The 15,205-nt window shown below is 62.6% G+C and carries 12 protein-coding genes; 5 read left to right on the forward strand and 7 right to left on the reverse strand.

The window, feature by feature from the left end:
* Positions 1-138: 138 nt before the first annotated feature.
* The 6 genes from ACI7M0_RS15230 to ACI7M0_RS15255 form a co-directional block, all read right to left on the reverse strand.
* Positions 139-1,413 carry a beta-ketoacyl-[acyl-carrier-protein] synthase family protein gene (locus ACI7M0_RS15230; protein ID WP_129932928.1) on the reverse strand — a complete coding sequence of 425 codons (1,275 nt, stop codon included), beginning with the start codon at positions 1,411-1,413 and terminating at the stop codon, positions 139-141.
* Between the two features lie 11 nt (positions 1,414-1,424).
* A complete protein-coding gene (locus tag ACI7M0_RS15235; RefSeq protein WP_010953688.1) occupies positions 1,425-1,994 on the reverse strand; it encodes an acyl carrier protein in 570 nt (189 codons plus the stop codon).
* A gap of 293 nt (positions 1,995-2,287) precedes the next feature.
* The gene (locus tag ACI7M0_RS15240) at positions 2,288-3,592 is read right to left on the reverse strand and encodes a CitMHS family transporter (RefSeq protein WP_010953061.1); all 1,305 of its coding nucleotides are present in this window, start codon (positions 3,590-3,592) and stop codon (positions 2,288-2,290) included.
* A gap of 271 nt (positions 3,593-3,863) precedes the next feature.
* Positions 3,864-5,042, reverse strand: coding sequence for a tricarballylate utilization 4Fe-4S protein TcuB (tcuB, locus tag ACI7M0_RS15245; RefSeq protein ID WP_129932182.1), 1,179 nt, complete (start codon positions 5,040-5,042; stop codon positions 3,864-3,866).
* Positions 5,023-6,477, reverse strand: a complete 1,455-nt coding sequence (gene tcuA, locus ACI7M0_RS15250; protein WP_129932181.1) for an FAD-dependent tricarballylate dehydrogenase TcuA — start codon at positions 6,475-6,477, stop codon at positions 5,023-5,025. The genes tcuB and tcuA overlap by 20 nt, the downstream gene beginning before the upstream one ends.
* A 140-nt stretch (positions 6,478-6,617) precedes the next feature.
* Positions 6,618-7,538: a LysR substrate-binding domain-containing protein gene (locus tag ACI7M0_RS15255; protein ID WP_129932180.1), complete on the reverse strand. Its 921-nt coding sequence runs from the start codon at positions 7,536-7,538 to the stop codon at positions 6,618-6,620.
* 198 nt (positions 7,539-7,736) lie between these two features.
* Here ACI7M0_RS15255 and ACI7M0_RS15260 point away from each other — a divergent pair, with 198 nt between their 5' ends.
* From ACI7M0_RS15260 to ACI7M0_RS15280, 5 genes are all read left to right on the forward strand, one after another.
* Positions 7,737-8,726: a universal stress protein gene (locus tag ACI7M0_RS15260; RefSeq protein WP_064493314.1), complete on the forward strand. Its 990-nt coding sequence runs from the start codon at positions 7,737-7,739 to the stop codon at positions 8,724-8,726.
* A gap of 95 nt (positions 8,727-8,821) precedes the next feature.
* Positions 8,822-9,781 (forward strand): ribose-phosphate pyrophosphokinase, encoded by a 960-nt coding sequence (locus ACI7M0_RS15265; protein ID WP_129932179.1) that lies wholly within the window; start codon positions 8,822-8,824, stop codon positions 9,779-9,781.
* Between the two features lie 194 nt (positions 9,782-9,975).
* Positions 9,976-10,569 (forward strand): GNAT family N-acetyltransferase, encoded by a 594-nt coding sequence (locus ACI7M0_RS15270; protein WP_231114314.1) that lies wholly within the window; start codon positions 9,976-9,978, stop codon positions 10,567-10,569.
* On the forward strand, positions 10,566-10,925 hold the full coding sequence (locus ACI7M0_RS15275) for a cupin domain-containing protein (RefSeq protein WP_003253997.1): 360 nt from the start codon (positions 10,566-10,568) through the stop codon (positions 10,923-10,925). The genes ACI7M0_RS15270 and ACI7M0_RS15275 overlap by 4 nt, the downstream gene beginning before the upstream one ends.
* Before the next feature lie 67 nt (positions 10,926-10,992).
* Positions 10,993-12,630 (forward strand): mechanosensitive ion channel family protein, encoded by a 1,638-nt coding sequence (locus tag ACI7M0_RS15280; RefSeq protein ID WP_129932178.1) that lies wholly within the window; start codon positions 10,993-10,995, stop codon positions 12,628-12,630.
* Positions 12,631-12,733: 103 nt separating this feature from the next.
* On the opposite strand, the gene ACI7M0_RS15285 is transcribed toward ACI7M0_RS15280, so the two are convergent.
* A complete protein-coding gene (locus tag ACI7M0_RS15285) occupies positions 12,734-15,187 on the reverse strand; it encodes a spermidine synthase (protein ID WP_256658184.1) in 2,454 nt (817 codons plus the stop codon).
* Between the last annotated feature and the right edge of the window lie 18 nt (positions 15,188-15,205).

Genomic DNA, 15,205 nt, shown 5'->3' on the forward strand with positions numbered 1-15,205 from the left:
TGGGCCAGACGTGCCGGGTCGAAATCCAGGGGTTGCGCGGCCTGAGGTTGACTGTCACGAGGCGCACATTCAGTACCGGCGGCGTTGAGTACCGACGCCGCAGTGATATAAACAGCGGTTGAATTGGATCTGGTCATGTCATGCCCTGCCCAGCACTAACGAACTGTTCACGCCACCAAACCCAAAGGAGTTGGAGAGCACGACATTGATCGGTTGCTGCAACGGTTCGCAAAGGAATTTCAACGCCGGAAACTCGGATTTTTCCGGCTGAAAATTGAGGGTCGGCAAGGCCACGCCCGACTGAATGCTCATCAACGACAGCACCGCCTCAATGGCACCACTGCCGGCCAACGAATGCCCTACGGCAGATTTGTTGGCGGTGAACGTCATCTGCTCCAGGGTTTCGCCGAAGACCTGCACCAGGCCCAGGGCCTCGCAACGGTCATTGGCCTGTGTCGACGTACCGTGAACATTCACATGGTCCACAGCCGCACTGGTCAGTTCGGCATCGGCCAGGGCCGCCGTCATGCAGGCGGCATACTTGCTGCCGTCGCGGCTGCTGGAGGTGATTTTCTCTGCCTCGCACAGATTCGCGTACCCCAGCACCCGGCCCAGCGAACAGGCCTGACGACGCTCGGCATGCTCGCGGGATTCCAGCACCAACAGCGCCGCCCCTTCACTCAGCACAAAACCGCAGCGGTCCGGCATGAACGGCCGGCTCTGTTCTTGTGGGGAAAAGTCCACGCGCTGGCAGAGTGCGCCCAGCCCATCAAAGCTGTAGTAGGACAATTCATGGGCCATCAACTCCACAGCGCCACACAACGCCAGGTCGATCTCGCCACGGGCGATCGCTCGATAGGCGCTGCCGATGGCCATGGTGCCGGCGGCACAGGCATCGGAATGCGTGGAGATATGGTCACGGACACCCAGCCATTCGGCGAGATGGCGGGTTTGCTGATCAACCCGCCGGGCGAACGCCCCACCGCTGAGGGTGTGGTTATCCAGGAACTGGTCGAGATCGACCCGCCCCTGATCGTCCATGTAACGGCTGGCGTCCCGCAAATCACCGCTCACGCAATATTTGTTGGCCCCGACGAAAATACCGCTGGCGACTCGGGCAAATGCGCCGTCGGCCAACCCGGCATGGGCCAGCGCCTGACGGGCCACGTAATGCGCCAGCCATTCCTGGCGGGAGGTGGTCTGCAAATCGCCCGGAAAGGCCGCCGCGATGACCTGCCATTGTTGATCATCGATAAATCCGGCCGCCGGGTTCGCAAACCCCAGTTCGACAAACGCCGGGTGCTGGCCAATGCAGGAACGGTTTTCGCTGATCGTCGTGAACAGCGAGGCCGCATCCAGTGCCGTGGGAGCCACCAGTCCATAGCCGGTGACCAGAACCTCTCGGGCCTGCATCAAGGCACCCCCTACGCCGAAGCCTTCAACTGGGCGGCCGCGTACTGCTCAACCAACAGACGCGAGATCGAGTCACCGTCCAGAGGGGTCAGGCGAGCACTGCAACCGCCACACACCACTTGTTGGCGTTCATTGAGTTGGGCATGAACCGCGCCACACTCAGGGCAGGTCTCGGGGAGGTAGTTGAAAACGTTATGGCATTGCTGCGCCCAGTTACGCACGGTGGTGGCCGAGAAGACATCGCCCGGCTGCATGCCCACGTGCAACTGGCCCGGCGCATAAGCACTGAGGCTCTGCTCCAGCAAGGCCACGCCGTCCTGCGTGATTCGGCCATTTTCGACAAACCGGGTGGCGTCGCCGAACACCGCTACCGCGTGATCCAGCACGCTGGTTTTCGGCAAGGTGCAACCGTACTGACGGCCCAGCTGGAAGCTTAGGTCGACGATGTCCAGCGAGTCGGCGCTGAGGTCGTCAACAATACTGCTGTGCTCTGTCACGTCGCCCCTATCCAGCACCAGCAACTGCGCAAGAATATCCTGTGTACTGCTGATAACGCTGTCCAATTCCAACGGATTATTCATTGAGTGTTTCCCTACAAAAGCCGCATTGAATGAATAAAGTCATCGGGCCAAAAAAAGCTGTTTTGAGGCCAGATCTATCGGGGGCCGGGAGTCTAAAGTCTCCCCCTAAGGGGAGAGTCAACGTGCCATCAGTGCTTTTTGCGAGAAATCCCGACGCGCCCTGAAACCTTTGATTTATGCAGCTCAATGGGGCTTGGAGAGGGGTCGTAAAATGACAAAATCGATTGCTTGAAACAGCACGATAGTTCCAGAAGTGGGTTATCACCGTACCCGCAAGCGGCGCCCTGAGTGCTTCAAACCATGAAGGACAAGGCGCCGGTCAGCAGTGCCAGCGCAGTGATCACCAGAGAGGTGAGCACGGCCCATTTCACGGTGGCTTTCTGGAAGTCACCGATATCGCGGTCGACCATGCCCACCAGCAGCAGGGTCGAGGCCACCAGCGGGCTCATGAGGTGAACCGGCTGGCCAAGCACCGAGGCGCGGGCGATTTCCACCGGGTCGATGCCGTACGCGGCCGCGGCATTGGCCAGGATCGGCACAACGCCGAAGTAGTACGCGTCGTTGGACAGCACGAAGGTCAGCGGCATGCTGGTCAGCGCCACCACCAGCGGGAACCAGTGGCTCCACGCTTCCGGAATCCAGTCCACCAGCGTCTGGGCCAATGCATCGACCATCTTGGTACCCGAGAAAATACCGGCAAAGATGCCCGCGGCGAACACCAGCAGCACCACGGTCATGGCGTTGCCCGAATGGGCGAGAATGCGCTCTTTCTGCAGGTCCAGCTGCGGGTAGTTGATCATCAGTGCGGCGACGAAACCGATCATGAACAGGATGGCCGCATGCATCAGCCCCAGCACCAGCGCGGTCATCACCGCGATCACCAGCACCAGGTTCACATAGGCAAGGCGCGGGCGCTTGTGCGGGTTGTCGCCGAGGATTTCCTTGATGTAGCAGTTGCCGCCACCGGACTCCAGGGCAATATTGCCGATACGCCGGCGCTCGGCACGGCCCAGCAGGTAGGCGGTGAACACGACCCAGGCCGCCCCACCGATGACGGTGGGCAACATCGGAATGAAGTATTCGGTCGCATCCAGGCCGAGCGCGGCAATGGCACGGGTGGCGGGACCACCCCACGGGCTCATGCCGCTCATGATGCTCAATGACAGCATCGATACGGTCGCCAGGATCATCGGGTTCATGCCGATGCGCTTGTACAGCGGCAGCATGGCGGCGCAGGTAATCATGTAGGTCGTGGTGCCGTCACCGTCCAGCGCCACCAGCAGCGACAGCAAGGCCGTGCCGATGGCGATCTTGATCGGGTCGCCATTCACCCGCTTGAGAATCTTGCGGATCAGCGGGTCGAACAGGCCGGCGTCGATCATCAGGCCGAAGAACAGGATGGCGAACAGCAGCAGCGCGGCAGACGGTGCGACCATCTTCAGCCCATCGAGCATCATCTTGCCCAGGTCTGGCGCGAAACCGCCAACAAGGGCGAAAACAATCGGCACGATGGTCAGCGCGACGATCGGGGACAGGCGTTTACTCATGATCAGGTAGGTGAAGGTCACCACCATGATCAGGCCCAGAAGTGCGAGCATGGTTTGTTCTCTTGTTCTTATTGTCTATGCGGCCGCCCGACGGGTAGACGGCCCCCTTCCCCACCCGGCATCGCTTGATGCCAGGTAGGCGTTTGTGTCAATGCGGGGTGTACGGTTCGGTCGGCCGTGGCGATGAGGTTAGGCGGACCCTTCAGGCGGCGCAGCCGGGTTTCGCGTTCTCAGGCACCCTCGGACAGCGAGATCAGCACGGTGGCCACTGCGTTGCTCGCCAGGCCGAACACACGGTGTCGCATCGCATCCCCGGCAGGGTTCAGTCCCCGCCCAAGCTGTGAGGGTCGGGCCGGCGCTTTTCGATCGCAAACTTCAGCAGCGCGGCACTGCGGAACAGGCCATGGGCGAACTTGCCATAGGGCAAGGTCACGAACAGTGCCATGACGGTGCCCAGGTGCACGGCCAGCAGGATCGCCATCACCTCGGTGTCACGCAGGGCCAGCAACGCCATACCGGTCGTGCTGACCAACAGCAGAAGCAGGATGAACGCACGGTCCATGGGGCGCTGCGCGGCGTCGCCATGCTCTGGCGCGCGGCGCAGGTTCAACGCCAGCAGGCCCGCTGGCCCGACGATCAGGCCGATACCGCCGAGGGTGCCGAGGACTACCGGCAGGCTCAGCAGCGGGTATGGCGCATGCAGGCCCAGCAGGTAGTGATATCCGGTGGCGACCACGGTGGCGGCAAAGCACAGCATGAAGCCGTAGAAGGTCAAGTGATGGTAGCGTCGACGCCACAGCGTGTAGCGATCGTCGGCGTTGTTGCAGCCTTGGCCATGGCCGCCATCCAGATACTTGAGCGTCAGCACTGCGCTCGCCGCCTCCGGCAGCGCACCGTTGGCCGGTTGCCGCGCTTGGGCGGGCGACACCGTGCGCCAGAAGCGCCTCAACGCCACGGCCAGCGCCACCCCGGCAGCGCTGAACACGCCACCGAACAAGAGCGCCAAGGTGTTGTGCGGGAACACAGCGTAGAAATCTCCGGCGAGCCGCCCAGGCAGCAAAGTGCCGTTGACCTGCAAGGCCAGCAGCAAGAACAGCGACAGCGCCAGTGCCAACGCCACGGCGACGAAGGTGCCATTGCGCCGGTAGAGCTGCCCGAAACGGGCCGGCCAGGCGTACTCAGCGTAGGTCTGCCCGCGCACCTTGGCCATGGCCTGCGGCACGTTCACCGCGAACGCATGCGGTGCAGCGTACTGACAAGCGTGCAAGCAGGCGCCACAGTTGTGGCAGAGGTTGGCCAGGTAGTGGATGTCGGCCTTGCCGAAGTCGAGTCGACGGGTCATCGCCGGGAACACGGCACAGAACCCCTCGCAATAACGGCAGGCGTTGCAGATGCGCATCTGCCGGTCCACCTCCTGCTCGTCCAGGTTCAGCAGCGGGATCAGCTCGGCCTGTGGCGGGGCGGGTTCGAACACGTGGGGATCAGGCATTTGCACAGTCATGCTGGGCCTCCAGGGGGGAAATACAATGGCCGGCGGCAGCCGCCGCCTGCGTGCCGGCGATGCGGCCAAACGCGGTACCGATGGACATGCCGACACCGGCGGTGTAGCCCTTGCCCAGCACGTTGCCGGCCATCATCTCGCCGGCGACGAACAGGTTGGGACTGGGCCGCCCAGCGAAATGCACGGCGGCCGTGGCATCGGTGCGCAGGCCGAGGTAGGTGAACGTCACCCCCGGACGTAGCGGGTAACCGAAGAACGGCGGCTTATCGATCGGCAAGGCCCAATGGCTCTTGACCGGTTGCACGCCGTCGGTACGGCAATCGTCCAGCCGGGTGTGGTCGAACGTGCCGGGGCGGCATGCCTGGTTGTAGGCGCGCAGGGTCTCGAGAAACGCAGGCACCGGCAGTCCGAGGGCTACAGCCAAGGCCTCGAGGCTGTCGGCGCGGCTGCCAGGGAAGACCGGTGGCATGAAGCGGCCCAGGGCCTTCTGGTCGATGATCGAGAACCCCACCTGGCCAGGCTGCTGGGCCACCAGGCGCCCCCAGATGGCATAGCGCTTGGGCCAGAAATCCTCGCCTTCGTCGTAGAATCGCTGGCCGTCGCGGTTCACCACCACGCCAAGCGACACGCAGTCGATGCGCGTGCAGATACCGCCGTCGTACAGCGGTGCGCGGGCATCGATGGCGACCATGTGGGCCTGGGTCGGGTCGCCAATGGTGTCGGCACCTAGGTCGATCATGCGCCGCAGCAGCGCGCCGTCGTTGAAGCGCGTGCCCCGCACAAGGAAGTTGTCCGCCGGCCACTCGCCGCGATCATTCTGCCCCCAGGCCTCGCGCAGCCATTGGCGATTGGACTCGAAGCCGCCGGCCGCCAGCACGCAACTGCGCGCCTCGATGCGCTCGGCGGGCAGGCGCCGCCCGTCGACGTCGCGGGCCGCCAGGTGGGCAGCGATGAAGCGTCCATCGCGCAACTCCAGATCGCACACCGGGCTGTCGTAGCGCACCTGCACACCAAGCCGCTGGGCGCTGCGGTAATAAGCATTGACCAGGGCCTTGCCCCCGCCCATGAAGAACGCGTTGGTCCGCGCAGTGTGCAGCGCACCCGACAACGAGGGCTGGAAGTGCACGCCGTGGCGGCGCATCCAGCCGCGGCAGTCGGACGAGGCACGAATCACCAGACGCGCCAGGGCCTCGTTGGTCTGGCCATCAGTAACCTTCAGCAGATCCTGCCAGAACTCTTCTTCGGGGTAAGCCTCCACCAGCACGTCCTGCGGGGCATCGTGCATGCATCGAAGGTTACGGGCGTGTTGGGAATTGCCGCCTCGCCAGGCGCGGGGCGCGGCTTCCACCAGCATCACGCTGGCGCCGGCCTCGCGCGCCATCAGCGCGGCGCAGAGGGCAGCATTGCCGCCGCCAATGACAAGTACATCGATCATGTCGCCTCCAGGGAGCGAGAAGCCAGGGTTGGGCAGCTCCTCGCGGACCCCGGACTCTAGAGGGTCGCGTACCTTGGGCGAAACACGATTGCAGGGGGGAGGTCTTCAGTTTTTCTAAAGGGACGGTCGTTCGCAGGCGCTCACAGCAAACGCGCCCCTGGCCAGCGATCCTGCTGCACCAATTCGCGGGACACTTCATGCAGCACGATTCGCGTGGCAAGTGCAGCAGGCGAGAGTTCATCATCGACCAGGCTCACCACCAAGTTGCGACGCTGAGCTTGCGGATCGTCGATTGAAAACACCCGCAGGCCTGCCTGCATGGCCCGGGCCACAGTGGCGCCGGGTTGAATCGTCGCGGCGTGACCTGCGCGGACGCAATCCATGAGAAGCGACAGGCCATCAACCTCCATGACGATATTCGCGTCCAATCCGACGCGCTCAAGGATGACGCGTAACGTGGCGCGAAGACCATGCTGGGCGCTGGGCATCACCAAGGGCAGCGAGGCGATCTGCTGCAACGTCAGCGACGTCCCCCAGTCAGCCTTGACCAAGGCTACCGGAACCAATGCGAACAGCCGCTCCTCCAGCAGCGGCCGCGCATCCAGCCGCATGCCAGCCTCCAGCTGGAACAACACCGCCAAGTCCAGGTGCCGAGTATTGAGCTGGTTCACCAGGTAGCCCGACAGCATTTCCACCAAATGAAGACGTATATCAGGGTAGCGCTCGCGCATCCTGGCGATCAGCGCCAGCCCCAACACCGAAGCCGTGGTGGGTGCCATACCGACGCTGGCGTACCCACTCATACGCCCACTGCGTGCAGCCAGCATGGCGTAATCGGCCTGGCGCAGCGTCAGGCGCGCATGGTATTCAAATGCCAAACCTGCCGCGGTAGGCGTGACGCCAACGCTAGAGCGTGTCAGCAGGCGGGTACTCAACTCACTTTCGAGCTTCGTGAGTTGCTGGCTCAACGCAGATACCCCAACGCCCGTTTCGAGCGCGGCTCTGCCGAGGCTGCCACACTCCAGCACACTCAGAAAGTAACGAAGCTGGCGTAACTCCATCAAAGGCATCTCCCATTCAGCAAGGTCGGCGGCTCATTGAGTATCAAGCTTTGGCGCAGATAAATGTTAGCGACCGGTGAACACACCTTTAGAATTTCAGAATCAAGGGCGATGGTGTCTGCCTGATTTGTCACCTGCGCGGAACGCGGCGATAAACGCCGCACCGCAACCATTATTGAAGCTGACATTCAGCCAATCTTGATAAATATCAAGGTCATCGAGCCCCACTGCGTCACGCTTGGCCTGAACCGGTGGGCCTTCATCGAGGCTGCCACCGCGGTGGAGGCCATCATGAATACTTACTCAAGACTGCTGCTGATCTGCCATCCAGACCTGCACCCTTCGCCTGCCCTGACGCGTGCTCAAGCGCTGAGCAGTGCGACAGGTGCTACCTTGCACCTGGTGGCGCTTAGTCAATTGCCCTCGCGCCTGGCAACCCTGGACCAGGTGCTACGCAAAAACGCCCGCAAGCAGGACGCCGAGCATCGTAAGGCTTGGCTCGCTGACCAGGTGAAGGCGATGGGCGAACTGGGCATTACCGCCTACGCCGAGACACTGGACGATCAAGACCCGCTCAAGGACTTGATCCGGCTGGCCCAACTGCACCGGATAGGGATGGTGATCAAGGACATCCAGCACGAAACCGCCTTGAGCCGTGCCCTGCTCACGCCATTGGACTGGCAATTGCTACGCCGCTGCCCGATCCCGCTGCACCTGGTAGCCCAGGCTGAAACGACGCTGCCAGCGCGCGTACTTGTCGCCGTGGACCTGGTCGAGCACGACCCGCTGATCGAGAAGCTCAACGACCACATCCTGCAATCGGCACAGGCACTGGCACAACGCTGCAAGGCGCAACTGCATCTGCTGCAGGCCTACGAACCCAGCGCCAGCTTCGTTGCCTATGCCGCCGCACCCGTGGCCTGGACAGACAAACTGGCCGAGGAAATGTCCGGTCGTGCGCGCGAGCGCATGGCGACGTTCGGCGGCCGTTATGGCATCAAGCCAGATCACCTGCACCTGGTGCGGGGTGCTGCCCGTAACGTGGTCAGCGAATACGCGAACCAGCAAGGCTTCGATGTGGTGGTGATGGGCACGCTCTACCACGAGGGGGTGAGCAAGGTCGTCGGCAGTACTACCGAGCAAACCCTGTACAAGATTCACTCCAGTATTCTGGCGATTCACGGTTGAACGATCGCCCGCTGGCTATGCTCGACTAGATACTCATCAAACCGCACAGTGCCATGCAGCTCATGTTGCTGTGAACGACCTCTGGAGCGCAGGGCATGAATGACACACCGCCGTTACTGTTCGCCTTGCAAGGCAGCCAGGACTATGGGAATGCCGTGGCGCAACGCTTGGGCAGGGAACTGTCTGCACATGAAGAGCGCGACTACGAGGACGGTGAGCACAAGTGCTGGCCTGGCGAATCGGTGGACGGTCGATCGGTCATCGTCTTCCACTCGCTGTATGGTGACGCGCACCACAGCGCGCATGACAAGCTATGCCGGTTGTTGTTCTTCTGTGGTGCGCTCAAGGACGCTGCTGCCCGCCAGGTGACGGCAGTCACGCCTTACCTCTGTTATGGTCGCAAGGACCGCAAGGTGGAGTTTCAGGACGCTATCATCACCCGCCATGTGGCTCGGCTGATGGAAAGCTGCGGCGTGGACCGCATTGTGGCGCTGGACGTGCACAACCCCAGCGCCTTCGACAACGCCTACCGAATCCCGAGCTGGAACCTGCAATGCACCCAGTTATTCGCCCAACGCCTGGCCCCACTACTCGGTGAGCAGGCGGTCACGGTGGTGTCACCGGATATCGGTGGCATCAAACGCGCGGAGCAGTTTCGCCAGGTCCTGGCGCACCTGCTGGCGCGCCCGGTCTCGGTGGCGATGATGGAAAAACACCGCCAGCAGGCAGGCCTGAGCGGCGAACACCTGGTCGGTAACGTGGCAGGCAGCACCGTCATCGTATTCGACGACCTGATCAGCACGGGGCAGACGCTGCTACGCGCTGCCCAGGCCTGCCGGCAGGCCGGAGCCAGCCGCATGCTGGCCGCGGCCACCCACGGCCTGTTCACCACCGGTGGCGAGCTGTTCGACAGCGGCGCGTTCGAACGGGTATTGGTGGCCGACAGCATTGCCCCCTTTCGCCTGCCTGTGCGATGCCTGGAGCAACTGGATATCGTCGATACCAGCGCCCTGGTCGCCGAGTTGCTTGCCAACCGCCCGGGCCCTGGCGCATGACTCCGGCGCAGGCGGCGCCGACGGAGTATCCCTGCTCCTGAAATCGGTCGGGCCATGTGGCCATGAGGAGTGTCGCACGCCATGCCGATGGTGTTCGCGCAGAGCATCATGGGAACCGCTACAACCGTCTACCCTGCCCCCAGCCAAAGGCGTAACCCTTGAAAACTGACCCCGGCACCATGGGAGCACTGTACATGCCTATCGACTTCAGACCCGCTCGAGTCTCGGACGCGCATGATATTGCGCGCTTCTTTCAACTGACATCGGAGGGCATGGCCGATTACATATGGAGCAAGCTCGCCGCACCTGGAGAAGCATTGCTGAGTGTCGGTGCGTCTCGCTATGCCAGAGAACAGGGCGACTTTTCATACAAGAACTGCCTGATGGCCACTTTCGAAGAGCGCGTCATCGGCATGATGCATAGCTATGCCTTGCGCGCGACCCCTGACAGGCCAGTCGAGACCGACCCCGTCCTCGCGCCTTATTCCGACATGGAAATACCCGATACCTTGTACATATCCAGCCTGGCACTGGATGAGGCCTGGCGGAGCCAGGGGCTGGGTGCCGAGTTTCTTCGCCACGCCCAGCAGCGCGCTGACGACGCAGGCCTCGATGGACTGTGCCTGATCGATTACGCAGAAAACCACGGTGCACGCCGCTTCTACGAACGTCATGGTTTTCAAATTGTTAAAACCTGCCAGATCGTTCCGCACCCGATGCTGGGCGTCACCGGTGAAGCCTATTTAATGTATCGCCCTACTCACAACGTGCTCGAGAAACAGCCATGAACCAGAAACTGACCGTGTTCCGCGAACTGGATATCCAACCGCTGCGCGACCTGCCCTTCTTTGAAGAAGTATTGGAAGGCACCCCTCACACGCTGACGTCCAAGTACTATCACGATGAACAGCAAGGTCGCATTTCCGGAGAATGGGAAGCCAGCACCGGGGCGTGGCGCATTGACTACAAAGTCTGGGAGTTCTGCCATGTCCTGAGTGGGTGCTGCGTCATCGAGCTTGAGGGTTGCGCCCCGGTCACACTGGCCGCTGGCGACACGTTCATTATCGAACCGGGCGCCAAGGGCAAATGGACCGTAGTGGAAGACATGAAGAAGAATTTCGTGATCCTCGTGCCCGCGAACTAAGCCACTGAATGCTTGCTGAAGCCGACTATGCTGGTAGCAATCCACTCGTCGGCACAGGGGCTGTTAAATGGGCATGAAGCGCAGGTTGGGACGGGCTGCTTGGCTGATGCTACTGATCCACCTGCTGTTCTCGCCCCTGCTACACGCAGACACCCCTCAGGCCGGGCCAGAGATAGAGGGTGTGATTGCCGAACCCGCCCCGCTGACCGTCATCAACCGCACGGTGCTGGTCTTTCGTGCGACGCTGCTGGGCGAAACACCCAAGGTGCGCGCCCAGCGCGCCAAGAAGGTCATCGAGGAAACGCTCCAGGAAACGAACGACCTGGAGGTTCGCGTCGACCCTATCCTGCGCAGCTACCTGGTGCTGCTGGGCGGGCGCCGTGCATTCATCGTGACGCCACTGGATGCTGCGGCCGACAACATTACAACAGGCGAAGCCGCCGAGCAGGCCGCCGAGAACCTGCGCCTTGTCGTCGAGGAAACCCGTCAGGCGCGTAGCCTGCGGTTCTTGCTCACCGCGATAGGCTACAGCGCTGCGGCAACCGTGGTTTTTTTCATGCTGGTAAAGGCCGCAGGCTACTGTCGACGCAAGCTCCTGGGGCTGCTGCCCAAACTGATGGGCAAACACTCCGAGCGCCTCAAGGTCGGCCACACGCAACTGTTCGACCTGCAAAACCTGTACTACCTGATCGACCGCTCACTCTGGCTGCTGTACTGGTTGGTCGTGCTGTTGTTCTGCTACCAGTGGCTGGGCTTCGTGCTGTCTCAGTTCCCCTACACGAGGTCTTGGGGGGAAAGCCTCAATATCCACCTGATGGAGCTGCTCAACTACCTGATCAGCGGTATTTTGCGTGCCATGCCCGGCCTGGCCGTTGCACTGTCGATCTTCTTCATCGCCCGTGGCATCAGCGCCTTCTCCAAGCGTGTGCTAAGGCGCATGGCACGCCCGGGCACGTTGAAATGGCTGACCGCCGAAACCTTGCAACCGACCATGCGCCTGACGTCGCTGGCGATCTGGCTCTTCGCCCTGGTGATGGCCTACCCCTATCTACCCGGCTCGGGTACCGATGCCTTCAAGGGGTTGTCAGTGTTGCTCGGTCTGATGATTTCACTGGGGGCGACCAGTGTCATCGGCCAAGGCGCCGCCGGACTGATCCTCACCTACACGCGCACGCTGCGCGCCGGTGAATTTGTACGTGTGGGTGATTACGAGGGCACGGTGACCGAGGTGGGCATGTTCACCACGACCATTCGCACCGGGCTTGGCGAAGTGCTGACACTCCCCAACTCAATGATTACCGGCTCGGTGACCAAGAACTACTCACGTATCGTGCAAGGGCCAGGCTATGTGGTCGATACCGTGGTGACCATCGGCTATGACACCCCGTGGCGTCAGGTCGAGGCGATGTTGCTGGAAGCGGCTCGGCGCACCGACGGCGTGCTGCAAACGCCCACGCCCCAGGTATTCCAGACGGCGCTGTCGGACTTCTACCCCGAGTACCGATTAGTGGCCCAGGCCATCCCGTCAGAGCCCAGGCCACGCGCGCAGCTATTGAGCCTGTTGCACGCCAATATCCAGGACGTGTTCAACGAGTATGGGGTGCAAATCATGTCGCCTCACTACCTGGGCGACCCCGAGCAACCCAAATGGGTGCCCAAGGAGCAGTGGCACGCGGCCCCGTCCAAACCTGAAAACACCGCGTGAGCGATGAGGCCTCCGGTGCTGGTCAGGCTCTAGCCAAGGCCCCGTGCAGGCGCAACATGTAGTAATAGCCGGGCCTGACGCAGTTTCTAACCGTGGGTTCAGTTCAGCGCTTGCCGCCGGTAAACCAGCGCATGTAAGGATTCTCTGCGCTGATCGGCGCCAAGGCCCGTGCCTCACGCATCCAGGCCTCGCGATTGCCGTTGTAAGCCAGTAGCGACAGCCCATAAAAACGACGCAGCAACGCCCACTCATCATTCACCGCGGCGAGCACCGAGGGGTTGGCGTTTTCCAATGGTGGCGCTACACGCAGCGCCAGCAAGGCCGGCAGCACTCGGGTGATTTCGCGCGGCCGTACCCACGGCGCGTACTCGATACGGGGCCGATCGTCGGTAACCGGCTGTGCATCGCCGGCATAACGCTCAAGCCCTTGCCGGTCGGTCACCCAGGTGGCCAGTAATGCCTCGACTGAACTCACGCCGACCTGGTCCAGGGCAGCCGAAACCTGGGGTTGCTCGAAGCGTTGGCGAATGCGCGGTACATCCAGCACCATCGGCGTTGCCGAGCCGATCAATAGCATCTCGTGAAACTCGGTGGTCCACAGCGAGGCATGCGGGAACACGTCAAGAAAGCTGCGTACCAGCGAGCGGCTGTCCTCGTCGTTCTGGGTGGGGAGCGGTAGCCATTGAGCGACCAGTCCATGCTCCTGCAGGCGAGAGGCTGCCAACTGATAGAAGTCGCGCGAGTAAAGGTTGACCACACCTGCTGCCGAGGGCGGTGGCGGCTCCAGGGTGATCACGTCGTATCGTTGCTCATTACGCAAAAGCTCCCGGCGCCCATCACGCAGGCGGATGTCAAGGCGCGGATCGTTCACAGCGTCGTAGTTACCGGAGAACAGCGGTGCCGCTGCCAGTACCTGCGGCAGCAGCTCGGCAACCACCGGATGCTCCAGCCCTGAATAGCGCAGCATTGCCCCGGCGGTGATCCCGGTGCCGAAGCCGATCACCAAGGCCGAGCGCGGCTCGCCGCGATGTATCAGCAAAGGCAGCAACGCCTGTAGGCGCATGTAGCGCAGTGACGGCATGGCATCCCCAGTGTTGGACACACCCTGGATGTACAGGCGGTTGAACGCTTGTCCCTGACGCTGCTGGTTGACCACCGCTACCGTGCCGCCGCGGCCTTCCTGGTAGAACACCAGTTCGCCGCTTCGCGCGCCTGGTAACAACTGTGCCAAGCGTTCTGGTGGGGTTAGCGCGCCGGTAACCAGGGTCGCGCCGCCAACCAGCAGGACCGCTGCCCGCATGCCCTTGTGCACGGCCTGGCCGCGCCATGTCGCTACTGCCCCAATGGCCGCTGCCACGCAAGCGAGCACCACCAAGGTTCGCACCAGCCCTATTCCAGGCACCAGGACAAACCCCGTGAGCATGACACCGACGATGCCACCCAAGGTATTGAGGGCAATCACCGCCCCCACGTCCCGCCCCACCTGGCCACTGTCCACGGCCAGGCGCAGGGCCAGCGGAAATGCCGCCCCAAGCAACGTGGTCGGGATGAATACCACGCACACTGCAGCAGCCGCAAAGCGCGCGCACATCCCTGCCAACTGGCTGCCGGTCAGTTGCAGGACATGGCTTTCCAGCAGGGTCTGCCAGGTCACCAGCCACCGCCCGAGCCCGGCAATCTGCAACAACGCCAGCAGCCCGGCCGACGCGATCAACAGGCCGAACAGCCCCCAAGGGTCGCGGATGCGGTCTGCGCGCCTCGCGTACAGTGCACTGCCCAGGACCAGCCCCATCAGATAGGTGGCCAACACCACGGAAAAGGCAAACGCGCGCGTACTCATGAACTGCACGATCGATTGCGTCCACACCACTTCATAACCGAGCGCCACGCCACCTGCCAGGCAATACAGGGCGATGGCCAAGCGAGCCTGCGGCGTGCGCGGCAGCGAGGCAGTGGCAGAGGTAGGCAAGGCCCGCTCATGCCTACCGCGCCCGCACCAGGCACCCAGCGCGGCCAGCAGATTCAACGCCCCCGCTACGCAGGCGGCCCCGGTGACGCCAAGCAGGGGCAGCAAGACAAATGCCGCCAGCAAGGTGCCGCAGATTGCTCCAGCGGTATTGGCGGCGTATAGCCGACCACCCGCCTCCCCCGTCTGCGCGTCACTGGGGGTCAGCGCTCGAACCAGTACAGGCAAGGTTCCGCCCATCAAAAAGGCGGGTAGCCCGACCAGGCTCAATGGCAGCAGCCAGGCCAGCAAGCCGACACTCGCCTCCAGGCGGGCAAACAGTGCCGCACTCTGCGCCAGCCCCAAGGTCGCCGCCACCGCCAGTAAAGCGACCGCCAACTCCAGCCCCGCATAGAGCTTGATCGGGTGGCGCAACCGGTCAGCCCAGCGACCGAACAGCAGGCCCCCCATGGCCAGCCCTGCAAAAAACGCGCTGATGCCAGCGGTGATGGCATACACCTCCACCCCGACCACCAGAGACAGCTGCTTGACCCAAAGCACCTGATAGATCAGCGCTGCACCGCCGGAGATGAACAGCAGCGCCGCAGGCATCAGCCATTGCAACGGTGC

This window comes from Pseudomonas sp. 10(2024) (assembly GCF_045164175.1).
GTDB classification, from domain to species: Bacteria; Pseudomonadota; Gammaproteobacteria; order Pseudomonadales; family Pseudomonadaceae; genus Aquipseudomonas; species Aquipseudomonas alloputida.